At 43.1% G+C, this 24,147-nt stretch carries 19 protein-coding genes; 9 read left to right on the forward strand and 10 right to left on the reverse strand.

The annotated features are described in order from the left end of the window. Both F6J99_RS19980 and F6J99_RS19985 read right to left on the reverse strand, forming a co-directional pair. A partial coding sequence (locus F6J99_RS19980) for a caspase family protein (protein ID WP_293114625.1) occupies nucleotides 1-1,331 on the reverse strand: 1,331 nt, incomplete at its 3' end. A gap of 419 nt (nucleotides 1,332-1,750) precedes the next feature. Then, on the reverse strand, nucleotides 1,751-2,140 hold the full coding sequence (locus F6J99_RS19985) for a peptidoglycan-binding domain-containing protein (protein WP_293114627.1): 390 nt from the start codon (nucleotides 2,138-2,140) through the stop codon (nucleotides 1,751-1,753). A 64-nt stretch (nucleotides 2,141-2,204) separates the two neighbouring features. Between F6J99_RS19985 and F6J99_RS19990 the strand changes: the two genes are divergently transcribed. Then, a complete protein-coding gene (locus F6J99_RS19990) occupies nucleotides 2,205-2,348 on the forward strand; it encodes a hypothetical protein (protein WP_293114629.1) in 144 nt (47 codons plus the stop codon). A 156-nt stretch (nucleotides 2,349-2,504) separates the two neighbouring features. Here F6J99_RS19990 and F6J99_RS19995 read toward each other — a convergent pair whose 3' ends face one another. Both F6J99_RS19995 and F6J99_RS20000 read right to left on the reverse strand, forming a co-directional pair. Continuing rightward, nucleotides 2,505-2,675 (reverse strand): hypothetical protein, encoded by a 171-nt coding sequence (locus F6J99_RS19995; protein WP_293114631.1) that lies wholly within the window; start codon nucleotides 2,673-2,675, stop codon nucleotides 2,505-2,507. A gap of 149 nt (nucleotides 2,676-2,824) precedes the next feature. Then, nucleotides 2,825-7,156: a caspase family protein gene (locus tag F6J99_RS20000; RefSeq protein ID WP_293114633.1), complete on the reverse strand. Its 4,332-nt coding sequence runs from the start codon at nucleotides 7,154-7,156 to the stop codon at nucleotides 2,825-2,827. Between the two features lie 698 nt (nucleotides 7,157-7,854). Between F6J99_RS20000 and F6J99_RS20005 the strand changes: the two genes are divergently transcribed. Next, nucleotides 7,855-8,457 carry a Uma2 family endonuclease gene (locus F6J99_RS20005; protein WP_293114635.1) on the forward strand — a complete coding sequence of 201 codons (603 nt, stop codon included), beginning with the start codon at nucleotides 7,855-7,857 and terminating at the stop codon, nucleotides 8,455-8,457. Nucleotides 8,458-8,889: 432 nt separating this feature from the next. Here F6J99_RS20005 and F6J99_RS20010 read toward each other — a convergent pair whose 3' ends face one another. The 3 genes from F6J99_RS20010 to F6J99_RS20020 form a co-directional block, all read right to left on the reverse strand. Then, complete coding sequence (locus F6J99_RS20010; protein WP_293114637.1) at nucleotides 8,890-12,603, reverse strand: caspase family protein; 3,714 nt, start codon at nucleotides 12,601-12,603, stop codon at nucleotides 8,890-8,892. 274 nt (nucleotides 12,604-12,877) lie between these two features. Then, nucleotides 12,878-13,153, reverse strand: coding sequence for a hypothetical protein (locus tag F6J99_RS20015; protein WP_293114639.1), 276 nt, complete (start codon nucleotides 13,151-13,153; stop codon nucleotides 12,878-12,880). 711 nt (nucleotides 13,154-13,864) lie between these two features. Continuing rightward, a complete protein-coding gene (locus tag F6J99_RS20020) occupies nucleotides 13,865-17,458 on the reverse strand; it encodes an NB-ARC domain-containing protein (protein WP_293114641.1) in 3,594 nt (1,197 codons plus the stop codon). 301 nt (nucleotides 17,459-17,759) lie between these two features. Between F6J99_RS20020 and F6J99_RS20025 the strand changes: the two genes are divergently transcribed. The 6 genes from F6J99_RS20025 to F6J99_RS20050 all read left to right on the forward strand — a co-directional run bounded on the left by F6J99_RS20025 (nucleotide 17,760) and on the right by F6J99_RS20050 (nucleotide 20,996). Further along, nucleotides 17,760-17,924: a hypothetical protein gene (locus F6J99_RS20025; protein WP_198954008.1), complete on the forward strand. Its 165-nt coding sequence runs from the start codon at nucleotides 17,760-17,762 to the stop codon at nucleotides 17,922-17,924. Between the two features lie 88 nt (nucleotides 17,925-18,012). Next, the gene (locus tag F6J99_RS20030; RefSeq protein WP_293114643.1) at nucleotides 18,013-18,747 is read left to right on the forward strand and encodes a LuxR C-terminal-related transcriptional regulator; all 735 of its coding nucleotides are present in this window, start codon (nucleotides 18,013-18,015) and stop codon (nucleotides 18,745-18,747) included. A gap of 34 nt (nucleotides 18,748-18,781) precedes the next feature. Beyond that, complete coding sequence (locus tag F6J99_RS20035; protein ID WP_149030924.1) at nucleotides 18,782-19,048, forward strand: hypothetical protein; 267 nt, start codon at nucleotides 18,782-18,784, stop codon at nucleotides 19,046-19,048. Then, a complete protein-coding gene (locus F6J99_RS20040) occupies nucleotides 19,045-19,818 on the forward strand; it encodes an RNA polymerase sigma factor (RefSeq protein ID WP_293114645.1) in 774 nt (257 codons plus the stop codon). The genes F6J99_RS20035 and F6J99_RS20040 overlap by 4 nt, the downstream gene beginning before the upstream one ends. Continuing rightward, on the forward strand, nucleotides 19,788-20,801 hold the full coding sequence (locus tag F6J99_RS20045) for a tetratricopeptide repeat protein (RefSeq protein WP_293114647.1): 1,014 nt from the start codon (nucleotides 19,788-19,790) through the stop codon (nucleotides 20,799-20,801). The genes F6J99_RS20040 and F6J99_RS20045 overlap by 31 nt, the downstream gene beginning before the upstream one ends. Nucleotides 20,802-20,831: 30 nt before the next feature. After that, nucleotides 20,832-20,996: a hypothetical protein gene (locus F6J99_RS20050; protein ID WP_293114649.1), complete on the forward strand. Its 165-nt coding sequence runs from the start codon at nucleotides 20,832-20,834 to the stop codon at nucleotides 20,994-20,996. A gap of 29 nt (nucleotides 20,997-21,025) precedes the next feature. Here F6J99_RS20050 and F6J99_RS20055 read toward each other — a convergent pair whose 3' ends face one another. Then, complete coding sequence (locus F6J99_RS20055) at nucleotides 21,026-21,226, reverse strand: hypothetical protein (protein WP_293114651.1); 201 nt, start codon at nucleotides 21,224-21,226, stop codon at nucleotides 21,026-21,028. 118 nt (nucleotides 21,227-21,344) lie between these two features. Here F6J99_RS20055 and F6J99_RS20060 point away from each other — a divergent pair, with 118 nt between their 5' ends. Beyond that, on the forward strand, nucleotides 21,345-21,521 hold the full coding sequence (locus tag F6J99_RS20060; RefSeq protein WP_293114653.1) for a hypothetical protein: 177 nt from the start codon (nucleotides 21,345-21,347) through the stop codon (nucleotides 21,519-21,521). A gap of 392 nt (nucleotides 21,522-21,913) precedes the next feature. Here F6J99_RS20060 and F6J99_RS20065 read toward each other — a convergent pair whose 3' ends face one another. Together F6J99_RS20065 and F6J99_RS20070 are read right to left on the reverse strand one after the other, a co-directional pair. Continuing rightward, on the reverse strand, nucleotides 21,914-22,081 hold the full coding sequence (locus tag F6J99_RS20065) for a hypothetical protein (RefSeq protein WP_293114655.1): 168 nt from the start codon (nucleotides 22,079-22,081) through the stop codon (nucleotides 21,914-21,916). Nucleotides 22,082-22,381: 300 nt separating this feature from the next. Then, nucleotides 22,382-22,822 (reverse strand): peptidoglycan-binding domain-containing protein, encoded by a 441-nt coding sequence (locus tag F6J99_RS20070; RefSeq protein ID WP_229415271.1) that lies wholly within the window; start codon nucleotides 22,820-22,822, stop codon nucleotides 22,382-22,384. Nucleotides 22,823-24,147 lie beyond the last annotated feature (1,325 nt).

The raw sequence follows: 24,147 nt of genomic DNA on the forward strand, positions 1-24,147 counted from the left end.
TTATCCCCATGGGCATTTATGGCTGTGAGTATCTGTTGGAAAAACGCCTGACGCTCATCTAAGTTTTGACAGAGTGTAATAATTTCTTCGCTTTGGTCAATAAACAGTAATAACTTAGAGTTGGGGTTGCGTTTTGCCCAAACATCAATGCTCATTGCCAGGTTCTGCTGTGGGTTTTGGGCTGCTACCTCTGGTAATTGGGTATTTTTCAAAGCATTATTTAACCCTTGCAAGGGAGTCTCACCAGGACGGATGGGTGGCAAAATACACCATTTCTCTTGATCTTGCCGTAGTTTGGGAATTAATCCTGCCTTTACCAAGCTAGATTTACCCGAACCAGAAGCACCCAACACCACTGTCAGGGGATGAGCTTTGACAAAATAGTCTAACTTTTCTACTAGTAATGTTCTACCGAAAAACAGTGAACTGTGTTTCTCCTCAAAGGAGTTTAAACCGCGATAGGGATTTTGTGACTCATCTAAAGGTGGTGCGGGCGGTAAATTAAGTTTATGTCCAGGAGAAAGAAAGATATATTCTCCCTTATCGTGCTTATTTAAACACCAAATACCAGGGGTTTGTCGCTTACGGTATTTTTTTGTGGGTATTTCGACTCGATTCCGTAAATGTAAATATAATTCTGTTGCTGTAATTACCCCATCTCCAGCCGGTTTACCATTTTTGGCAAGAGGATAGATATCTGCTGCACCTTCTAGGGCTTCTAATAATGCACTAGCAAAAGGGGAATGATGGCCGAATTGACTGCGTACGCTATCTAAATTAAAGTTATCTAAGGCTTTTTGGTCCGAGGCTGAGGACGTAATGATTTGCCAGGCTGGGTCAGTAATAAAACGGTCGTATCGTTCTTGGTGAATTACTTCTGGTGAGGTTAATAAATCCCTAGTATTCGACCATTTAAAAGCACCAGCAAAACAGCAGTCTAGGATACCCAAGAAATGACGACAGGGTAATTTAATTAAAGCATCATGCAACTTGGTCATGGGCAGATAACTATTAGTATCCCCCAGTAAAGCATCTTGAGGAATTAAGTAACCCGCCGGGCCATCATCCCCATTGAGAGCTACTCCATGACCAGCGAAGTAAAATAATAAGCGGTCATTTTCAGTGACTTGTTCCGGTAAGGTTTTTTCTAAAAATTTCTTGAAGTTAGTGAGGCTGGCAAGTTCGTCTAAGCATTCCCAGACTTGATAGCCATGCTTTTTGCGGAGAATTTCCACTAGTTTTTTGGCATCGTTTACGGCAGTGTTCAGGGGGGAAATGCCGTTTGTGTAGTTATTGATGCCGATGATAAATGCGAGATTTCGGGAGAACATATAGCAGTTGGCGATTTTATTAAGTGCCAAATTATGGGTTTTTCTGGAATAGGAATACCCTCTAAGGGCAGGGCTATTTCATTCTCGCCAAAAATAGATAGGGAGATGGGAACCCACCCACCCTGGTCGGGTAATTTTTGAGCCTGAGGGTCGGGATTTTTGCAAAATTTATCGGAAAAAAATTAGTGTTATAATCACGAACTTTTAGTAAGTTAAGTTGATTTACACATAATAATTATTCAGATTTTAATGGCTAAATTTCCTGAATTTTAAGAAAATTTTGCTTGATTTCCTTATCCCCTTATCTCCAAAAATCGTTAACTTATTACATTTTGAAACAGCTCTGCCGCCCCGAAGGGGGGCGGTGAGCAGGAGCTCAGTTCACCCCCCTGTGCTATATCCCTACTAATTCGGGATCTTTAGCAAAACGTATTACCGATGGCACGATAGGTTTCTTTACCAACAATCCCATCAACAATCAAGTAGTCAGGATTAGATTTTTGGAGGGAGTTGTAGTAGCTTTGGAAATTCCTTACTGCCCGTTCTGTTTGGGAGCCAAACTGTCCGTCAAGAAGCACAGAATAGTCGATGTAGCAAATTAAGAACTGCTGGATAAAGCGGACAGCTTCACCGGCTGTTCCCTTTTTCAAAACTGGTAGGTGGGTGACGTAAGCAGCGTTAGCCTGACTAGTTACTTCAGAACCATTAGCTAGTACAGAGTTAGAATTGATAGTGTTAGTTGCCATGAGGGATTTATTTTCCTTAATGATTTGACGTTTACGATGGAATACCTTTTCAGGTTTCGACATTGGACAAAGTTTTTATTATCTGTCTTTTGTCTCTACACCCTTAAGACGATCTCAAAACCCTATTTTGGAATTTTTCGAGTTAGCACCAATTTTTCTCTCTCGACTCACCCCATTCACCCCACTTCACCCTCCCCACACTCCCTACTCCCTATTCCCTGGTCCCTACTCCCTATTCCCAATACAAAAAAATCGGTCAAGTTTGGGTTAACCCCAATCCTTGACCGAATTCTGTACTTTAACTTTCCACAAGTACAGCTGAGCTGCACTCAAATTTGGATAACTCCAGATCAACTAGTACATTCTGATCGAGTTAGTCAGCAACTGCTGGAAAGCAATAACATCCCAACTCATCCTTCATCCTGCTTCATCCTTCCCGGATGTTCTGATAGTTCATATCTTCTACAACTTTGACCTGCTCCCCTTTCGTACCAACAGTTTTTGGAGAGCGAACGCGCCCCGCGTGGCCGTAGGCCAATCGCAGTTCTGTGCTAAGAGTTTTGAGAAAGCGAACGCGCCCCGCGTGGCCGTAGGCCAATCGCTCTTGTGTGCCAAGAGTTTTTGGAGTGCGATTAGTCTTCGGTGATCGCCAATTTTGGTATAACAACCGAAGTATAGTTTAGGACAGAGTATTTTGCTTGAAACGGAGCAGGGAGCATAAATATGTCTTAAGCTTTACTTCGACTGCTATACATTATCGCAGAGATTGCGATCCCTCTTGTCAACATTGGGGTTATTCTCAAGATAGTCACGCACCCTATCACAACTCTTGGATAGCAGTTCATCCAATCCTCCAAACCGCCACAACTTTGCAGTACCGTTATCGTCAAGGGTAGCGATTAAGCTACCATCAGCACTAAGACTTATACTGGTTAATTGGTTTGTTGGCTGCCCTTTTCCTTTTAAAGTAGTCAATCGTTTTCCTGATATATCCCATACATGGATATCATAGCTGTACCCAATAGATGCTAATAAGTTACCATGAATATCAACATCATTTTCCATCATGTATTGCTCAGAATCCTCAAACCCAACTAATTGCTTCCCAGACTTCACTTCTAATAATATTTGATGTCGATCTGATTGATTTTTCCTAGTCGTCATCAACAGCTTGTTATCCGAGCTAAAAACGATATGACTCTCCGGAAAACCCCTATCGTGACTCTTCTCGGACACTTTTTTCCAGGTTTTAGTTTTACTGTTCAAATTCAACAGATGGATAGTATAATCATCCTCCATGACAGCCAGACGCTTGCTATTAGGACTAAAAATAAGCTGGCTAATTGTTTTTTCAAATTTTTCTGATTTATACAATTCCTTCCCATTTAGATTCAAGATGCGAATCGTATTCTCTTTGTCTAGTGCAGCCAATTGCTGACCATCAGGACTAAAAATAATTTGGCTGATTTTGCCTTGAATATCTTTAAATCGCTTCATATCCTTACCCTTCAAATCCAACAAATGGACAGTACCATCTTGTTTTACAGCAGCTATTTGCTTGCCATCGGGGCTCATCCTGAGACTTTTAAACTTCCCCTCAATTGTCTCAATTGTGCTTAACTCTTCCACTTGCTGGTTGTTCTCTATTTCCCACAAGCGAATAGTATTGTCATCACCTCGACTAGCAATTTTGCCATCCGAGCTAGAAATAACCTCACGAATAATACCTTGATGCCCTTTGAGTTCAAATAACTTATCAAACGGATCACGATAAACACTAATAATACCATTATTCGGTTGACCGATAATCAGACGACTATTGGCATCAAAAATGATGCTTCCCGATTGGATTAGAGGTGTCAATTTACTCCAGGATTTATCATCCTCTAAACTACCAAAATACGCAATGCTTTTATCCTGTCCATAGCCGCCTGCAAAGTATCTACCATCAGGGCTAAAAACGAGGTTATCGAAGAGTCGATTATAACACCATTGACACGCATTAAAATCTTTAAAATCTGCTAAATTCCTGCCAGACATAAAGTCTGACAAGCGGAAGGTATTGTCAGATTCGTTAGCTACAACAACTAGCTGGTTCTTGGAGTTAAAACTAATACTCCTGAAATTGTTTTGATCCTTTTTTAATAGCTTCGGTTCATTTCCCGTTAAGTCCCACAGGTAGATAGTGCTTCTATCGTCTGTATAGGCTACAAGCTTCTTGCCATCAGGACTGAAACTGATATCACTGCCGAGATTTTCATACTGTGAGATACAACGTATAAGCTTTGGTGGCTCTTGCTGTTTTCCTTCCAAGTTCCATAGGCGAACAGTACATTTATCGTCAATAGTTGCTAATAAGCTACCATCCTTATTAATATCAAGATTGACTTCACCTGTATGTCCTGAAAATACTTTGGGTAGTGGTGTGCCTTTGAAGTCTTGTAAGCGGACAGTACCATCCTCTGCTGTAGCAATCAGTAACCGATTATCAGACGTAAAAAACATCTTATTAAAGTTTTCAGGCACTTCTATGCGGTTACGTTCTTTCGCTAAATATAATACCTTTCGCAAAGTTTGTAACACTTTAGTTTTAAGCTCATTTTCTGGCTTGAATAAGGATAAGTATCCCGGCCAATATTTTAGGGATTTACCCGCTCGTAAACTAGCAACCAAAGCTTCTAAATCTTGACCTAATTCTAAGTTGGCTTCGGCGGATTGCTGATCAGCCCTGACTTGGCCGATCAAAGCATCTCTCTGTCCAATCAAAGAAAATACTAAACCGGTACCTAACCCCAGTATGACTGCGATCGCCACACCCCAATTCCGACGAGTATTGAAGCTTTTTCGCCGGACGCTACGCTGCACAAACTTAGTTTCTACTTGGTTAAGCCAGTTATGCTCAGAATTGAGTACCTTTTTCAACAAATCCAGACGTGGGTTAGTATGCCAAAGAAACCTTGCCCTCTGCTGGCTTTCCCACTCCTGTGCCGCCGGAGTTAACCGCCGTTGTAGAAGTAAATTTTCCTCATCCTGTTGTTTCCACTCCAGCAACCTTTGCCAACCCCGCACCAAAGCATCATGGGCTGGTTCGACATCAGGATTCCCCTCAACATCTTGTCCTTTCACCAATAACCGTGCTGTGCTAAAACGCTCAATTACTTCCTTGACTAAATCATTTTTCTCGGGGGGATATTCCAATTCTGATAACGGTACGCGCCTACGGGCTAACTCACCCCCACCTAGTGCCACCATCCGCAGCATCACATGACGGATCACTTGCTCATAAGCGGGATTTTCTTGAACTAGCAAATGATACTCTTTATCTGCCCTTTGAGTTAGCGATCGCATTACTCCCCCCAATTCCATATAATCGGCTTGAGTCAACGCCCGATCAATAGTAATACCCCTGTATTGTGCTTCTCTTTGTCGCCTTAAATACTTGAGGTAGAGTTCGCTCAAGGCAAAAGACAGCAGGGGCAATGCTCCGGGCATATCCGCCACTTCATCAATTAATTTTTCTACTAAATCGTGGGGTTGAAAATACATTACCCGTGCTTGAGCCGGTTTTTCTATCGCTTCGTTGAGTTCCCCTCGTGTCATCCCCGGTACAATAAATCGTCCACTTTGCCAAAGATTTATCAGTACCGTGGTTCCCAATTGATTTACTATTTCCGGTGCCAACGTTAAGCCCACATCTGTGATTTGGGGTTCAAAATCAGAACGTAGGCTTAATACTACTCGTAATTGCTCCCGATAGCCATCAATTGCTGCCAGTATCTGTTGGAAAAATTCCTGGCGCTCCTGCTCATCTTGACAGAGTGTAATGATTTCTTCGCTTTGGTCAATAAACAGTAATAACTTGGATTTTGGATTGTTTTTAACCCAAACCGCAATACTTTCAGTGAGAGTTTTTTGTGGGTTTTGTAACTCGACTTTTGGTAATCCGGCCTCAACCAGGGCTTTATTGAGAGCTTGGAAGGGGTTTTCTCCGGGACGAATTGGTGACACTATCGACCATTTACCGGTATTTTCCTGTTTCAACTGGGGAATTAATCCTGCCTTGACCAAGCTAGATTTACCCGAACCGGAAGCACCCAACACCACTGTCAGGGGATTAGCTTTGACAAAATCTTCTAACTTTTCTACTAGTAATGTTCTACCGAAAAACAGGGCACTGTGTTTCTCGTCAAAGGAGTTTAAACCCCGATAGGGATTTTGTGACTCATCTAATGGTGGTGCTGGTGGTAAATTAAGTTCATGTCCCGGAGAAAGAAAGATATATTCTCCTTTATCGTGTTTGTTGAAACACCAAATACCAGGGGTTTGTCGTATCCGGAATTTTTCTGTGGGTATTTCGACTCGATCCCGTAAATATAAATATAATTTTGTGGCTGTAATTACCCCATCGACCGCCGGTTTACCATTGGTAGCAGGAGGATAGATATCTGCTGCCCCTTCTAGGGCTTCTAATAATGCACTCGCAAAAGGGGAATGATTGCCGATTTGACCGCGTTCGCTATCTAAATTAAAGTTATCTAAGGCTTTTTGGTCGGAAGCTGAGGACGTAATGATTTGCCAGGCTGGGTCAGTAATAAAACGGTCATAACGCTCTTGGTGAATTACTTCTGGCGAGGTTAATAAATCCCTAGTACTCGACCATTTAAAAGCACCAGCAAAACAGCAGTCGAGGATACCCAAGAAATGACGACAGGGTAATTGAATTAAAGCATCGTGTAACTTCCTCATGGGCAGATAACTATTAGTATCCCCCAGTAAAGCATCTTGAGGAATTAAGTAACCAGCCGGGCCATCATCCCCATTGAGAGCGACTCCATGACCAGCGAAGTAAAATAATAAGCGGTCATTTTCAGTGACTTGTTCTGGTAAGGTATGAGATAAAAATTTGTTAAAGTTAGACAGAGTTGCCACTTCGTCTAAGCATTCCCAGACTTCGTAATCATGCTTTTTGCGGAGAATTTCCACTAGTTTTTTGGCATCTTTTACGGCAGTGTTCAGGGGAGAAATGCCGTTTGTGTAGTTATTGATACCGATGATCAAGGCGAGATTGCGAGAAAACATATTATTCTCAAATGACTTCTGACTTCTGGCTTCTGACCCCTAGTGGTAATTCAAAATTCAAACTTCAAACTTCAAAATAAAGAAAATCAGTTCGCGCAGCGTGGCCTACGGCCTTAATTTGGCAATTTTTTAATTCTGGAAGCCCCCCGGGTAATTAAAAATTAAAAATTAAAAATTAAAAATATAGAATTGTCCGAATCATTTTGAATTAATAATTTTGAACTTTGAATTGGAGCGCGTTAAGCAACGTGACCTACGGTAAGCGCGACTTGTGGTCTTCAATCAGTGGCGGGTACAAGCCCCCACTGATTGTCATTTTGAATTAATAATTTTTAATTTTGAATTGGAGCAAAGCGACTTGACTTCTGACTTCTGACTTGCGGACTTCTGCTATATGTGGGCGGTATAATCCCGCTCACACAGCAGTGGGATGCTCCCTATTTATTCCCCAGGATAATCTGTTGACTTTACGCAGAAATTATTAGTTTCGTAATAAATCTTTACATACTTTCATTGGCGTATATAGCGTTTATAAATGATATGTAAACCTAGAAGGTATTTTTTGACTGTCCAATAAAACTTCGTATCTTTTTCCCCTCTTGCCTTTCCCCTCCTGGGAGGGGTTAGGGGTGGGTTCCTCTTGTATGCAAGCTTTTTTATACAAGAATTATGTTTACAACCTAGATACAAACCCTATAATGACTAGGCTACTCATTCAAACCCAAACTGTCCCTGTGATGGTCAATCTTCCTGGGATCATCCCCATGACCCCTGCCCAGTTTTCTGAATTCTGTTTAGCCAATCGAGATCTACGAATTGAGCGCACCGCCAGTGGAGAAGTTGTAATTATGCCCCCAGTCTTTTCCGATACAGGCAATCGGAATCTGAAAATTTCTCAACAATTGGCTAACTGGGCTGATCTCGACGGTACGGGTGAAACCTTTGACTCCAGCACCGGCTTTACCTTGCCCAATGGAGCGATCCGCTCTCCAGATGCCTGTTGGATTAAACTGGAGAGCTGGAATGCCTTAACCGAAGAACAGAAAGCTTCCTTTGCCCCCATTTGCCCCGACTTTGTGATCGAGTTACGTTCCGCCAGCGATACACTCAGTGGCTTGCAAGATAAAATGCAAGAATACCTTGACAATGGTACATCACTGGGTTGGTTGATCGACCGCCAAAACCGGAAAATTTACATTTATCGTCCTGATCACAAACCAGAGATTTTGGACAATCCTGAAACCGTTAGCGGTGCTCCGGAACTGGCGGGGTTTGTGCTAAAAATGAGCAAGATTTGGTGAAAGCAATTGTCAGCTATTAGCTATCAGCTATCAGCTATCAGCTATCAGCTATCAGCTATCAGCTATCAGTTATCAGCTATCAGTTATCAGCTATCAGCTATCAGCTATCAGCTATCAGTTATCAGCTATCAGCTATCAGTTATCAGCTATCAGTTATCAGCTTATGGGCTATGGACAGGCTACTTGAGGTGCTTATGGGCATAGGGTAAGCAAAGGGAAGAGCTTTTGAATAAGCGATGCAGCAAGGGAACAGGGGGTTTCCCCCATGAGCGACTGCATCAAGACAACAGGTAAGCATTAGTTTAATCTGAGTTATGGAAAGCTATTCGCGCAGCGTGAGCCTTTAGCTGACGGCTGACGGCTGACCGCTGACGGCTGACCGCTGACCGCTGACCGCTGACCGCTGACCGCTGACCGCTGACTGCTTAAGCATCATTGACTTACATTCTCGGTGGGTTGAGTTTTATTACTAGGTTGGATGTTGTTTGATGGCTTTAATACCAGCCAACCCAGAATAGCCGCGACTAATACCCCAACTCCCCCAATAATCCACCATTTCAGTGTTTTGTTCCCTGAAGAATTATTAGTACTATTATTAACCACAGGATTTGCCACTCTAGTAGTTGTAGCAGTAGTTGTAGCTCCTAAATCAGAGTTATTTTCTAGGGCTTTTTTCACCGCCTGGGAGAAGGCAGTTAACCCCACTGGTTCAGTAAAGTAAACCATGTGATCGCAGCCGATTTCCTGGATTTGCGGTTCTGGGTTCCGGTCTGAACCTACGCTTTTTATACTTTGTACTGTAACAGCGATATCATTTGGTTGCTCAAAGAAAGCCATAGCTACAGCTTTATCAAATAACTTCTGCATTAGTCGTTGCAAGGGACTAGAAGTTTGATTGGCTTCTGCTTTCAGGGCGGCAGGAATAATAGATGTATTACCAGCAATAATTGAGTAAGGTACTTTGGGGTCAGGACTTGCTGCTAATTGTTCCAAGAACTCAGAACTGGGGTCCATCTGGTCTAGGGAAATATCAATAGTTTCAATCTCATCAACAAACCGGTTAATCGCCTTAAGCAACATCCCCATTACTGGTACTGGCCAAGGAAATTCTGACAGCCCATTTAAACCGATACTTAAGGTAGCTAATGCCCAATCTTCAAGCTTAGACCAAGGGCAACCAGCATTGGGTGTACCTAGCATAATTAAATGCCCAACCACCTGATTGCCTCCTTCTCGTTCAATAAACCAACGAGAAACCAACCCTCCCATGGAGTAGGCGACAATGTGAAAAATTTTACCGTGGTTCTCCCCTAACCCTACAGCTTGTAGTCTCTGCTTCAGCAATTTAGCATTCTCTACAATTGAGGTATTTATATTCTCATAATCATAGCTGAGTACCAGGTCATACAGTTCGGCCAGGGGTTTTTCTGTTCCATCCTCCTCAACCTGGGCGGAGCGAAGGCTGGGCAGCAAGCTCTCAGTATCACCAATAATACCGTGTATATAAAGGACTATGCGTTGGGCTTGGGCAACCCGCGACTTGACTTGTTCAACATCTCTTGTATAGTTCACTCCAGAGGCAGTGACATCCGCTGCTGCCAAAATTGGGTAATTAAACTCTAGCCCCAGTTGTTGAGACACTACTTTTTGGAAGAAAATTCGGATCGAACCCCCCAAGCTGCGGCTACCTTCACTAATTGGTTCTGTTAACCGTTCCAGTAAAATCTCCGTTTTGCCCTCCGGGGTGGACCGAGCCCGTCCCAAAGGCAGGAAAAACTCCCCATCGTAGCTAATGGGTAATAGTTGTTCATCAGAAGCAAGGGGTCGATCAACAATAACTTTCAGGGGATTTTTGGGTGTAACGGCTGACGGATTTTCCACCTCAGTTAATTCCAACGCGCTCAAACCAGGATCCGTTCCCCGACTGCTAGTAAACTCAAAGGACTCAATGCCCGGATGGTCCTCCCGCAGTATCGGTGGTAACATATTATTACCTAAATCCCTGGTTGATTGGGTGAGAGTGGTTAGACGTGCCTGGCCTATGAATTCGGAATCTGTGGTTAATTTCACATTTGTTCCCGGCAAAACTGACTCATCTCCTCTGCGAATTTCAGCTGTGTGTAGAGGACGCACGGTAGTAATGCTAATTTGGCTAGTTAACCAGTCATCATAGATTTCGTCTTCTTCTGGTCTGCTGCGGAGGTCACGAGCTGGAATCCTTTGCATCAAGCGGTTCAGGGTACCATTACCGCGACTGGGTGTAGGCAAAAGACGTGGTGGTAGGTCAAGTTCTGGTTGTTGGAGCAAAGTGGCATCAAATTCCGTCGAACAGATAATCAGTTTGAGAATATCTTTAACTTCCGTAATCCCCGCTTTTTGCCATAGTTGTTTGGGGACTTCAGGATAAATTGGATTTCCGCGATTAACCCAGGCTTCATCTCCCTCTTGCCCCGTTGGTTGCAGCAAAATTCCGCCCCCATCTAACAACTCAGCTGAGACGGCGTAACGGTCGGTTAAATCGAGCACAGCGCAATAAAGCGGCTCATTACTGGTGTTTTTGAGCTTAATTTTGAATCTGGGCGATCGCCACCTGCCATTTTCCTGTTGATATTCCAGACGAATGTCAGTATCTAGCAAAGGTGACCCATCCTGCTGGTAAATCAGCATTTGCACAGCATCAGGGCGAATGCGGCTGGTGGCTGGGCTGGCCAGTTCAGTGATATTCAGCCAACGGGTGATATGTTCTAATCGCTTAATCGCCTGCAAGGCAGTGGCATCGGTGTAACCGGAAATGGCAGCCACTAGAGGACGCTCATCCGCTGGTCGTGTAATTAAATAGTGTTCATCACGAGCCAGTAACTGAAACTCGGCTTCTTCTCGGGTTGCCACTTCCCGAACATACAACGAAGGCTGATTGTTAGAGGTATTGAGTAGGCTGGTACGGGCTAATTCTACACCAGCTGGTTCTCCTGACAAGAAAACCCCTTTCGGTGGCAGGGGCAAACTGGTAATGACTGCTTTCCAGGTCATTTCGGGATTTAAATCCCCAAGACCACTAATTTTAACTTTACTCAGCTGCGGCATTACTTCCACAATTTTTGCCTCACCTACTGCTGTTGAGAGTTGGCGAAGTTCCTCTGTGGGGGTGTCAAAGGGAAATAATGCCAGTATTGTGGTCTGATCCCGAAGCGGTTGAGAAATGCCGTGAACCGCACCACCATCAATCACCCAGTCGTGGTTTTTGTCATAGCAGACAGTAAAGTAGGGTGTACGGTTAGCGATCGCACCGCCCAGAAAAGGTTGGTCTAAATCACTCAATTCCGTAGCTTCGATTTGGGGAGATTGGGCGGTGATCTTACTGCGGACTAGGGCATTGACACGCTTGAATAAATCCCGATAAGTCAGGCTACCATTGGCTTTCTTCAAGGTATCCAGCAAAAAGTAAGAAAACGCACCTCTTGGTTGCCCATTGCTGTTGAATTCTTTCGCGGTCTCACTATCTCGACAAGCTGCCAGGAATATATGTTTTCCTGTGGGGAAACTCCAACCACTAGGATTTTTTTCCGGGCTGAGGGCAGCTGATAATTTGTCAGTTTCACTCAAGGAGAAAATAAAACTCTCCAAGGGTCGCTGGCGTTTGTCGGTGGAAGTTTTACGAACTGCTATTTCTCCTTCTAGATCGCCACGGGTGCCAGCGCCAGAGTGACAGCAGTCTAAAATAATAACAGTGTGGGGGTTTTTCTGAGCTACCTCAGAAATTAGCTTGGCTAACTCCTTATCCGCCAAGTCCCAACCCCCCTCAGTGCGACTGTCATAACAGACTAATGTTTCATCCAATCGTTCCGGCTCTATTTCCCAAAACTCTTGTGGAGCTTGCTCTTGAGAACCATGTCCCGCATAGTAAAAGAAAGCAACATCTTCACGGCTAGCTTGACACAAATGCTGCCGAAAACCATCAACAACTGCCTGACGGGTAGCATCTCGATTCAAGAGTGTGCGGATGTGTAGTTGATATCCATCTGTAGCAACCCGCCCTTGCAAATATTCCTGTATTCCTAGGATGTCATTAACACAGCCATTCAAAGAAGGAACAGGACTGGGATATTCATCAATAGCTACCAGCAGCGCATATATATTGTAGGTCATGGCATTCTATTAATACTTATTGAAGGAGTTACAGTTTTGTTAATTCCTGATTTATAACCCCCTAAATCACCCTTATTAAGGAGCACTTTTTTCTCTAATTCTATCCTTCATCAGGAGCACTTTTTTCTCTAATTCTATCCTTCATCAGGAGCACTTTTTTCTCTAATTATACCTTCATCAGGAGCACTTTTTTCTCTAATTCCCCCCTTAGTTAAGGGGGGTTAGGGGGGATCGCTGAGTTGGTCAATTCTCGCCCAAGAATAGAACTCCTGGATTATAAACCTCTATCGGTTTTTCCTGGAGAACGCTCACTAGTAGTTGGATTAGATTCTGGTGCGGTAATTTCTTTAGTGTCTTGATTATCTGTTTCGACATTTTCATCCCTCGATTCAGCACTCGATTCAGCTTCTTCAGGAGTTGTTACTGTTTCCTGAGAGTCGGAGCGATCGTCCCCTAAGGGGTTAGTATCGCCAGATGTATTTTCTACTACTTGCTCTTCAGAATTTTGGTTAGGTTCTGTATTTTCCATAGCCACTGTTTTTAACCCCAACTGTATGATACGGGGTAAGCGCAAGACTCAATAAAGAGGAATTATTGGCGTTGCTGATTCTGGGTATGATTGAGCCCCCCTAGCCCCCCAATTTTGCGGTGCGAGCAGTGGCGAATTTAATTCGACGACTGTAAGCGCACCGGGCGGGGAACAAAATTTTCTTTCGTCCCCCGCCCCCCTAACCCCCCAATACTGGGGGGAAGAGCGCGGATGCAAGGCTATTTTACAGATGGGGACCAACGGGGGCTTTCCCAAAACCAGACGATTTAAATTAATACTTCAATTCAGCAACGCCGAATTATTCTTAACAATAGTGATAAATATAAGCGCTATAGTGCTAAGAATCAAGGCTTACTATGGTCATAATCCTTGCCCTAGATCACATTTTGGCTGAATATTTCTTGGGCTTACCCTGTTCTATTATAATAATGTCTATTTCTAGCATAGCATATTAACAGCTGATTTGTCAAGGGATTAACCATTGCGGTGCCAGGCTTTAATTCAGGGTATTTTGAGCCCTGAAGTAAAGCTCCTGACTCCTCCGATAGGTAGGGTACTTGACTTTCAAAAAAATACCAATTCCAGTTGGGTGGGCAAAGTATTCTCATCATTAATACTCACAAAAACCAAACTGTGTCTTGATGCAGTCGCTCATGGGGGAAACCCCCTGTTCCCTTGCTGCATCGCTTTTTGCCCACCCTACAAGCTGGCTTAGTCTTTCTCTACTGCACCTAGAGCTTTTAACGTGTTTTTCTGAGGTTTGGTTAAACCAATGGCGTTTTTAATATTCATCCCTTCATAGGGTCGATCAATTCTCATAGTTTTTACACATTCACCGGTGTCAAGATTCCAAAGCTTAATGGTTTCATCTTCGCTGCTACTCACTAACACAGGAGGATTAGGACTAAAGGCAATTGACCGGACTGCTTTGTCGTGTCCCTGAAATACTTTGAGAACAGTACCTGTACTGATATCCCACAGTTGAACAGTCTGGTCATCACTGCCACTGGCTAAACTCTTGCCATCTGGACTAAAGGCAATTGTTCTGACTCGAGATGTGTTACCGGATAAGGTTTGTAGACATTGCCCCGTCTCAACATCCCACAGTTTAATAGTCTGGTCTCCACTGGCACTGGCCAGCAGATTGGCACCGGGACTGAACACAACCGATAAAACCCAATCCTCGTGACCTGGCAAAGTTTGTAGACAGGTTCCGGTACTGACATCCCAAAGTTTGATCGTGTTGTCATGGCTACCACTGGCTAGGATTTTACCGCAGGGACTGAAACTAATGGTTTTGACGTGCTGAATATGCCCTTCTAAGGTGTGCAGACATTCTCCTGTATGCCAATCCCAAAGCTTTACCGTTTGGTCACGACTGGCACTGGCTAAAATTTCTCCCTCTGGACTGAAGCTGACCGCATGCACCCAACTATCGTGTCCCCACAGTGTTTGCAAACACTCTCCTGTATTTGCATCCCAAAGTTTGATAGTTGTGTCGTCACTGCTACTGGCCAGAATCTGATCGTCTTTGGGAGCAAAAGTGACTGATGAGACCAGATTAGTATGTCCTGACAAGGTCTGTACACATTGCCCCGTCTCAATATCCCACAATCTTACCCGTTGGTCTTCGCTACTACTGGCCAACATTTGACCATCTGGACTAAAAGCCACGGATAAGATCCAATTACTATACCCATCCACTGTTCTTAAACATTGTCCCGTGTGGATATCCCATAACTTCATGGTTTGGTTTTCACTCACACTCAGCAAGGTTTGACCATCCGAATTAACAGCAACCAACCAAATCCGTGAAGCGTAGCTATTACCTAAAGGGGAATTGCTATACTCGTGCAATGTTTGGAGACATTTCCCGGTTTCCACCTCCCAGATTTTAACCGTTGTATCCTCACTACCAGTCACCAGTGTTTTACCATCTGGGCTGAAAGCAACTGACCACACATGACTGTTGTAGTCTGGTAATGTTTTGATACACTCACCACTGGCTAAATCCCAAAATTTTACCGTTGTGCCATCACTTCCAGTTACCAATGTTTCTCCGTCTGGGCTAAGGGCAATCGATAATACCCAATTGATCGGGATTTCTAGGACTTGCAGGCAAGAACCAGTGTTGACATCCCAGACTCTGACAGTTTGGTCTTCACTCCCAGTGACCAACCTTTGTCCATTGGGACTGAAGGTAGTAAAAAATACCGGATTGCTATGGCCTGACAAGGTTTGCAGACATTTTCCGGTGTGGACATTCCACAGCTTTACCGTTTGGTCATGGCTACCACTGGCTAAAATTTCTCCCTCTGGACTAAAGGCTAGGGATTGCACCCAACTGGTATGACCTCGCAGTGTTTTCAGACATTGCCCGGTATCGACATTCCACAACCTGATCGTTTGGTCGTTACTACCACTAGCTAAAATTTCTCCCTCTGGACTAATAGCCAGGCATTGCACCCAAGCGGTATGACCATTGCAAGTAATAATTTGTTTGATGTTGGCAACGTCCCACAACCAAATCTCATTATCAACACTGGTTGCCAGGAGTTTCCCATCTGGGCTAAAGGTCGCTGATAAAACCCCCCCTAAGGTGCGAGTCAAAGCCGACTTACTTAAATCGGCATTGGCAAAGTTGACTCCATGCAAATTCATGCCCTGTAGGTAAGCTTGCCAAACCGTTAAGTTAGAAAAATCATAGCCACTCAGGTCAAGATTAAGCTGCCAGAGTAAATTGAGAACATTCCCCCCGGCATATCCGGGTTTTCGAGGGGGAAAAGACTTCAGTTTTGATAAAATTTGATTCAAATAGTTTTGGACATTTTCTGGGAGACCAAGCAGGTTGAGTAGTTGCTCGGTAATCGGTTTTAGAATCAGCTGAATTTGGGCATTTCTCAGATAATCTTTGGCTTGGGCTTTGATTAAGGCACAGCGCTCCAATAGTGCTATTTCTCCCGTTTGAATTTCGCAGAAAATCTGTTCAATTAAGCGATCGCTGACATACTCCATCACCACGGGTTGTTGAGTAAATTTTCCCGAAGTCTTCTCAATCATTGAGCGCAATTGTAGAGATTCTAAGGTTTCTAATAAATGTTTGAATGAAACAGCCGGAATTATGTCCCTTTGTAGCTCCTTAAATGAGACCCATTCTCGATTAAGGGTCAGCCAGTACATCACCTGTTGTTCTAAAGTTGACAAGCGATTAAACTGCTGGTCCATTAAATCTGAAATATCACCAAAGACAATAGTGCCTTCTTCTAAAAACTGAGCCACATCGCCGTCAAACAACTCATAAATTGTGGTGGCAACAATCTTCAATGCTAAAGGATTGCCTGCATAAAACTCTACCAGTGCTTGACATTCGTCTTTTGAGACAGAAAAGCCTTTTTCCGCGAGAATTTTCTTCCCTTCTCCCTCGGTTAAGCCAGGTAACCTCAGGGAACGAATCGGAGCGTTTACACCTTCTTTGTTTCTAATTTCTCTGGGTTTCTCCCGACTGGTCAACACCAGACAACTTTGATGGTTAGTCTCGCCCCAGCTTCTGAGGAGTTGCCCATAGCCTTCATATCCTGGGCGATAGGCTCCTGCCCGTTGGTCAGGGGATAGAATTGACTCTACATTATCTAAGATGAACAAACAACGCTCTGCCCGCAGATAGTCGATTAAACAGGAGATTTTACCATCTAAGCTTTCTGGTAAAGTAGTTTCTTGCTGATCGGACAAAAACCCAATCAGGTCCGTCAAAAGCTCGTGAATGGGTGGCGCATTACGCAAACTTCGCCAAATCAGGTACTGAAATTCCGATTGTAGACCCTGGGCTAACTTGACAGACAAAGTTGTTTTACCAATTCCACCCATGCCAATTAAGGTAATCAGTCGGCAATGGTCATTAATAATCCATTGTTTGAGTGTGGCTAATTCTTCCTTGCGCCCGTAGAAATTGGTAACATCAATTGCTTCTCCCAAGTCTTGGCGTTTGCTAGAGGTTGTGATCTGTGGCTTTTGATCTACAGTCTGGGATGAGTGATCATCTACAGCCTGCGATAGTACATCATCTACAGCCTGGGATGGCAGGTCAAAATCCAAATTGGCAATGGCTCTCCATTCCAGTGCCAATTTCTGAGAAAGTTCTTCAAAAGTAATATAGTCAACCGGTTTACCGGTCAGGAAGTTGCTGACTGTGGCTAAGGCAAACCCCACATCTTCAGCCAAAGCCCTCTGGCTCGGAAAACCGTTACGCCTGACTGCCAGTTTAACTTTTTCAATGCAGTCCTGACGGACTTTGAGCGACCTGGGCATGGCTCATTTGATCATGACTGTAGGGATTATACCATTGACAAAGGAAAATTCAGTCACAAATTCTTCACAATTTAGTCACAAGTCAGATCATCTCAGGCGGTAAGTCAGTATGCAGTGGGGTTTGATGAATATATAGCAAAGGAATCCCCCCTAACCCCCCGCCCGGAAGGGGGGAAGGCAAAAGGCAATAGCGATGGAGTCGGCCAAAGGGGGTTTCCCCAGTCCCTAAAACCCAGGAGGAAAGTACCTCACCCAATTCAAAACTGCTATATATTCTAGGAATTTTATCCTAAATAAAACCATGAATGTGCTCTATAAAAAACTGTTGGCAAGAACAACGTTATGGCTATTGTTAGAAATTTGGCTCAACTTCCTTGGACTAGATAACCTAGCTGATTACAGCGAATTTATCTTTGAGAATAATTTCAGCCGCGCCAGTGGGGTGCTAAAAATAGAAATAATTTGATCGCTAAATGGAAAACGGAAAACAACCAATTAGTTGATCGATGGCATTTGTAATAAGCCCAATTAATTTATCATAATCAAGGTTCATCATGACTAATCAACAACTCTTGCCCAAACCCATTTCTATTGATGTAAACCAAGTTTATTCAAGCACATATGAGCTTCATAAACCGGATAACAAACTAGATTATGTCAAACACTTTAAACACTATTGTAGTTTACCACAATCAATCAAAGTAGAAGCGAATAAACCCGAAAGCAGTAAGCCAGAGTTAGATTCAGAAGAAGGTTTGCCATTACTGCTCAAAGCAATTATTGAAGGCTTTGTTGATGGGGTGCTGATTATAACTACTAACCAAGAGTTGTTTCATGCCAATGAGTGTGGACGTCGAATGTGCTCTCAAATCTCTCAAGGTAAGTCACCGATAAATTCTATCCCTCAGCCAATTTGGGGAGTTTGCCAATCATTAATTGATAGTCGTGAGTTGTTTGGCGATCGCAAACTAATTATCGAAGCTGAAATTAAAGTGAATAAGTCAGTTAACTTTCGGGTTAGGGTTAGATGGTTAACGTTAGAGTTATCCCGAAATCCTTATCTGTTAGTCACCCTAGAAGATAAACATCAATCTACCCAAAATTCTGCTATTACTGATGCTATTAAATATGGCTTAAGTCACCGGGAGAAGGAAGTATGGTTACTTAAAAAATCCAACTTAAGTTACGAAGAAATTGCACAGCAGCTATATATCAGCATCAATACTGTTAAGAAGCACCTAAAAAGCATTTACGCTAAACAAAAAGAAGTGATGCAGTATCAAAATTAATATAGTTTTTTGATCTAGTTTGTAAATACAGTTATTGCTGAAAAAGGCAAGAGGCAAAAGGCAAAAGGCAAAAGGGGCAAGAAATCCAGAGTTTTATTGGACAATAAAAAAAGACCATACAGGTTTACATCTCAAATACAAACGCGCTTATAGCGTTTTTCATAGCTATGAGGTACACAGAATGGTTTACCGATTCCCGATTCCCGATTCCCGATTCCCTCTTCCCTGTTCCCTATCTCGACAGTTAAACCTAATTTTGTACGACTACTTATACTTCACTCAATTTTCTTCAAAAAAATGAAAACAGAAACAAAATTAGACGAGATTAATCTATTAAAAAGTATATCTCTTGGCGATCGCACTGCCTTTTGGAAGTTATGGCTGGTCAATCAAGACTATCTTTACGGTCGGTGCGTAACTTGGATGGGAGGCGATCGCACCAATGCTGAAGAAGCATTAAGTCTGGCCAGAATGAAGGCGTGGGATAAACTACCACACCACGCCGAAAAAATTACTAATCCCAAAGCATGGCTAACTCGAATGACTCATAACCTCTGCGTAGATCTGCATCGAAAACGCCACAGAGGTGCAATCGGTATGGAGAGCATTGAAGAAATGGCAGTGGGAGAACACCAGACATTAGCTTCTAGTGATTACTCTCCTGAGTCAGCTATTCTCCGTCGCGAGTTACGAATGTACATCCGCCGTGAAATAGACGCTCTGTCTCCCCAACTGCGAGAGCCTTTTGTGTTGCATTTTTACCAAGATATACCCTACCCAGACATTGCCAAAAAACTTGCTCTCTCGGTGGATAACGTTTACAAACGCATTCAAAAGGGGCGAGCAATTATGGAAAAGCAGTTGAAGCGGTATCTATCAGGCATAGATGATTCTCCCCCCTTGTTAAAAGAGATTGAAAAGGATGATATTTGGGATGAACTTAAAACTAAAAAATCCGTGATTAAATCTCAAAATGCGACAACAAAAAAGTGCCATTTTGAGCAAATTAATGATAAAATTAATTATGAGGTAACAGCGATATGTCTAGAAACACTAACCCCTGTTTGGTAACCTTATCCCAGTCTTCAAAGGTCGAGTTAAATGTACAACTGCTATTAGATAAAAAAACCACCCGAAAACAGCAGAAGTTGAAAACCTTAACTAACTATGTGCAGCAGTATCCCTCTGGATGGAAAAAACGGTTGGAATTAGCTGATTTACTCTATGAAAGTGGAAACTGGGAGCAGGCTGTTAAGGAGTATCACCAAGTTATTCAGCGGCAATCTCAATTAATTCAGGTAAGGTTGAAACTGGGGAAACTTTTACAGTTGATGGGAGAGGTTGCTAAGGCAATTGAGGTTTATGAGAGTGCTTTGCCATTATCCAGTAATGTTGCTACTGGGCATCATATCCGGGGTTTGATAGAGCTCTGTCGCCGTCAGCCAGAGAAAGCAGTAAAAGCCTTTGAGACAGCCGCATCTTCTGAGCCAGAAAATCCGTCTCACTGGCTGGCATTGGGGCGGGTTGAGATGGAACTGGATCATGCTCACGCTGCTTTGAAAGCTTTTGAGCAAATCTTGTTACTTCAGCCAGATGATATTGTTGCTATGATTCACAGTTATGATGCACTCCTAATACTGGGTGATTTTCAGTCAGCAGAGTTGAGGTTAAGTAGAGCAGAAGAGTTAGCCCCTGGTGATTACTCAGTTTTAAAACGACGCTTGGCCTATCGTTGCCGGATGAAATTAGTATTGGGTAAAGAAGGGAAGCAGACTAAAAAGATAGTTAATGCTGTATTGAAACTGGCTCCCCACTCCGCTGATGCTCACCAGTTGCAGGCTGACTATTATCGGTTGCGAGGAGAATCAGCAAAAAGCCTGGCTATATTGAAGCAGTTTACTGAGGAGTACCCAAATAATCCTAATGGCTGGTGTTATTATTCCCGGTTTTTGTCTGATAGGGGTGAAAATAAAAGGGCGGTTGAAGTTATTGAGAAAGCTGATCATCTATACCCGAATAATTGGCTAGTTTATGGAGCATTATGTAAGTTGTAGGGTGCGAAGCATGAAATGTAACGCACCGTATTGATTCAAAAGCATTATGGGTTTATTATTATTGAACCTGATAGTGGGGAGTATTTTATCGATGAAGATGAAAAGGTAGCACTGGCAAAATACCGTTCTCAACATCCAGGTAAAAAGTGTATTATTATGCGAATTAATGAAACAGGAACTTGTGGAACAATATGATCCAAGGTGAATTTAAAGCGGTTTGCAATTCATTTAGGTACAAAGTTCTGGTTTTTTAGGGAGCAGGGAGCAGGGAGCAGGGAGCAGGGAGCAGGGAAGAGGGAAGAGGGAAGAAGGAAAACAATCCTGTGTACCTGATAGTTATGCAAACCGCCGTAATAGTCGAGGAGAGTTGTTTTTTGAAATTGGCTTGATGTCTGATGATGGAGAGATTTTTGCCGTAATGGCACTGTTAGATACAGGGTTTACTGCTGATTTATCATAATACCAAAAACTGCTCGGATATCTTGACTACTGTTCCCTGTTCCGGTGATCCGCTGTTCCCTGTTCCCTTTTTATATCAATCCTATGTTAACATCTCAAATACAAATGCTATATGAGGGAAAGGTGGTTATTGAGGAAGAGGAGTTTACGGTTGAAGTGTTAGGAGGAGATCAACTGGTGAATAGTCTTTTAGGTGTTTTGTGGTTACGAACAAAGCGTTTAGTTGTGGATTTTCCCATGGGAGTGTTAACCCTAGGATAAGCGATGCTCAGCAAAGAGCTGCTATGGGAAAGTATTACTGATAGTTAAAGAGGTGCGTTAACCAAGTGTAACGCACCCGACAAGATCAGGGATTAGCCCAAAGGGCAGTGCTTCGCGATTGACCGTAGGTCACGCTACGGGAACGCACTAATTCGGGATCTTTAGCTTCCGGCAAAAGAAGCCCCACAACGAACATGCGCAGCATGAGTGTTTAAAGTTACCGTAAGGATAGTGGAGCCTTTATGGTTAGTCGGTTATGCGTAAAAGGGTTAAAACTTTTTGATTAGCGATGCAGCGCGGTCTTGGGGGTTTCCCCCATGAGCGACTGCATCAAGACAAGGCTCCACTATCCTAAGGTTTCGTCTCCAGGGATGAATTTTGCACAGAGTCTTTCACAAAAGACCAATTGATGTGTTATACTGGAAATACTGACTTTCAAAGCCGTTCGCGTAGCGTGGCCAAAGGCCATAAATGCTGGAAAGTTGGTCAAACATTATTAAACAAAAGACCAAAAAAACAGAGCGGCAGCGATGCAGCGCGGTCTTGGGGGTTTCCCCCACTCGCTATTGCATCAAGAGAGGGCAGTCCGTTCTTAAAGCCCAGCGCCTCCTAAGCAATAGCTGGATTGGCGCTTGTTGCCCACACTGAACTCAAAGAGTCAGTGTGGGAGCTGTCACCAAAAGATATTGGTTCTTCAGTACCTTTTATGCTAAACCGACAGTTAAAAAACTCAGAAAGCTTACGGTACAAGGGTTATTAGGCTATTTAACTAGCAAAATTTTCTGAATACGGCCTCTTTCCCCTGCTCCGAACGCGCCCCGCGTGGCCCACGGCCTCAGTCCCTTTGCCAAAGTGTTTATTTAGCATGACCGTAGAGTCAAGATATCATCGATGGCACGATAGGTTTTTTTACTGACAATCCCATCAACAATCAAGTGGTTAGGATCAGATTCGTAGAGGGTTTCGTTGTAGTCGCTTTGGAACTTCATTACTACCTGTTCTGTTTGGGAGCCAAACTGTCCGTCAATAACCAAATAATAGCCCATGTAGCAATTTAAGAACTGCTGGAGAAAGCGGACAGCTTGACCGGCTTTTCCCTTTTTCAAAACTGGTAGGTGGGTGACGTAAGCAGCGTTAGCCTGACTAGTTACTTCAGAACCATTAGCTAGTGCCAAACCATTAGCTAGTGCAGAACCATTAGCTAGTACAGAGTTAGAATTGATAGTGTTAGTTCCCATGATTGATTTCTTTTCCTTAATGATTTGACGTTTACGATGGAAAACCTTGTCAGGTTTCGACATTGGACAAAGTTTTTATTTTCTGTCTTTTGTCTCTACACCTTTAAGACGATCTCAAAAGCCAATTTTGGAATTTTTCGAGTTAGCACCAATTTTTGTCGATCGACTCACCCCATTAAACCCACTTCACCTCTCAAACCCGTCTTGCCATGTAACCTGTAGCCGTTTCAGTGTCAGGGACAATTGGGTGCATCTCAATGGATGAAATTAGGCAAAAATTCCCACACTTCCCGCGCCCCCGCCCCTTCTTTTTTACAAATATGAGATGCACCAGGGACAATTTACCCCTGGTGCAACCGAGGCTATATCCCTGCCCTTGTGTTTGTTACAGAGAGTACAAGATAACGCTAAATTGGATTAATTACTAACAGTAACGAGCTGTATAGACCAAATAGCCGGTCGGGAGTTCCTGGGATTCTGTTAGCATCAAAAAACCCCCTTAACGGGGGCTGTTCAGAGGTAAACTTGAGACTCTCTGTCTCCTATGACTACTATTTGATAATCTTTGAATATCTTAATAACTGGACGTAGTACAGCAATTTGCTCCACACTTATTACTACTCCCTTTCTTTTTTAATAATTTCCAGTACACTGGTATCGCTCTTTTCTGATAGCGGACACTCACCATTAATAGATTGTAATCTTGCCACTTAGTTCCATCAATGATAACCAGAATACGAATTCCTTTTTGGAAATGATTGTTTACGAAATATTTAATAATTGTCAACCAGATTAATAGTACACTAATCTTTTTAATAATCAAGAATATTTTTAAATGTCGCCGACGACTTTCATAAAGAATAGGTAAAGGTAAATAAGCCGCTAACTTTTCAAGTGTTACTTGTTTGTTTTTGAGCTGGCAGTAAGGAAACTAGTATCTCTAAAGTTAGGATTTGTTTGTGATTTAAGTAAAGCTGGAGATGTTGTTGATAAGATAGTAATTGATTTAACATTTTCTCGGTCATTACTCATGATACAGACCGAGATTTTTTTACCATTAATCATCAGCCATTGTGAAGACACTGGTTTGTTAACACAGAACATCAACTCACCACTGGGGTAGTAGCGATGGTACTACCCCAGTGGTGTTAGATTATCATTATCATAGACGGTCGGGATGAAATCCCTTGATTTTTTCCCCAGGGTTAATTGCTACAATGCTCCTCCTCTCTTAGGTTATGGCTGCTTGTCACCCCGTGAGAGCAAAACATATTACCAATGGCACGATAGGTTTCTTTTCCGACAATCCCATCAACAATCAAGTAGTCAGGATTAGATTTGCCGAAGTAGTTGTAGTCGCTTTGGAAATTCCTTACTGCCTGTTCTGT

The organism is Moorena sp. SIO4G3, from assembly GCF_010692305.1.
In the GTDB taxonomy this organism is placed as follows: Bacteria; Cyanobacteriota; Cyanobacteriia; order Cyanobacteriales; family Coleofasciculaceae; genus Moorena; species Moorena producens_A.

What these genes read in the sequence shown, in the direction of transcription:
- F6J99_RS20070 (WP_229415271.1), bottom strand. Translation starts at nt 22,822, where the DNA reads ATGTCGAAACCTGACAAGGTTTTCCATCGTAAACGTCAAATCATTAAG.
- F6J99_RS20010 (WP_293114637.1), bottom strand. Translation starts at nt 12,603, where the DNA reads ATGACCTACAATATATATGCGCTGCTGGTAGCTATTGATGAATATCCC.
- F6J99_RS20020 (WP_293114641.1), bottom strand. Translation starts at nt 17,458, where the DNA reads ATGCCCAGGTCGCTCAAAGTCCGTCAGGACTGCATTGAAAAAGTTAAA.
- F6J99_RS19985 (WP_293114627.1), bottom strand. Translation starts at nt 2,140, where the DNA reads ATGTCGAAACCTGAAAAGGTATTCCATCGTAAACGTCAAATCATTAAG.
- F6J99_RS20025 (WP_198954008.1), top strand. Translation starts at nt 17,760, where the DNA reads ATGAATGTGCTCTATAAAAAACTGTTGGCAAGAACAACGTTATGGCTA.
- F6J99_RS20045 (WP_293114647.1), top strand. Translation starts at nt 19,788, where the DNA reads ATGTCTAGAAACACTAACCCCTGTTTGGTAACCTTATCCCAGTCTTCA.
- F6J99_RS20005 (WP_293114635.1), top strand. Translation starts at nt 7,855, where the DNA reads ATGACTAGGCTACTCATTCAAACCCAAACTGTCCCTGTGATGGTCAAT.
- F6J99_RS20030 (WP_293114643.1), top strand. Translation starts at nt 18,013, where the DNA reads ATGACTAATCAACAACTCTTGCCCAAACCCATTTCTATTGATGTAAAC.
- F6J99_RS20000 (WP_293114633.1), bottom strand. Translation starts at nt 7,156, where the DNA reads ATGTTTTCTCGCAATCTCGCCTTGATCATCGGTATCAATAACTACACA.
- F6J99_RS20040 (WP_293114645.1), top strand. Translation starts at nt 19,045, where the DNA reads ATGAAAACAGAAACAAAATTAGACGAGATTAATCTATTAAAAAGTATA.
- F6J99_RS20060 (WP_293114653.1), top strand. Translation starts at nt 21,345, where the DNA reads ATGTTAACATCTCAAATACAAATGCTATATGAGGGAAAGGTGGTTATT.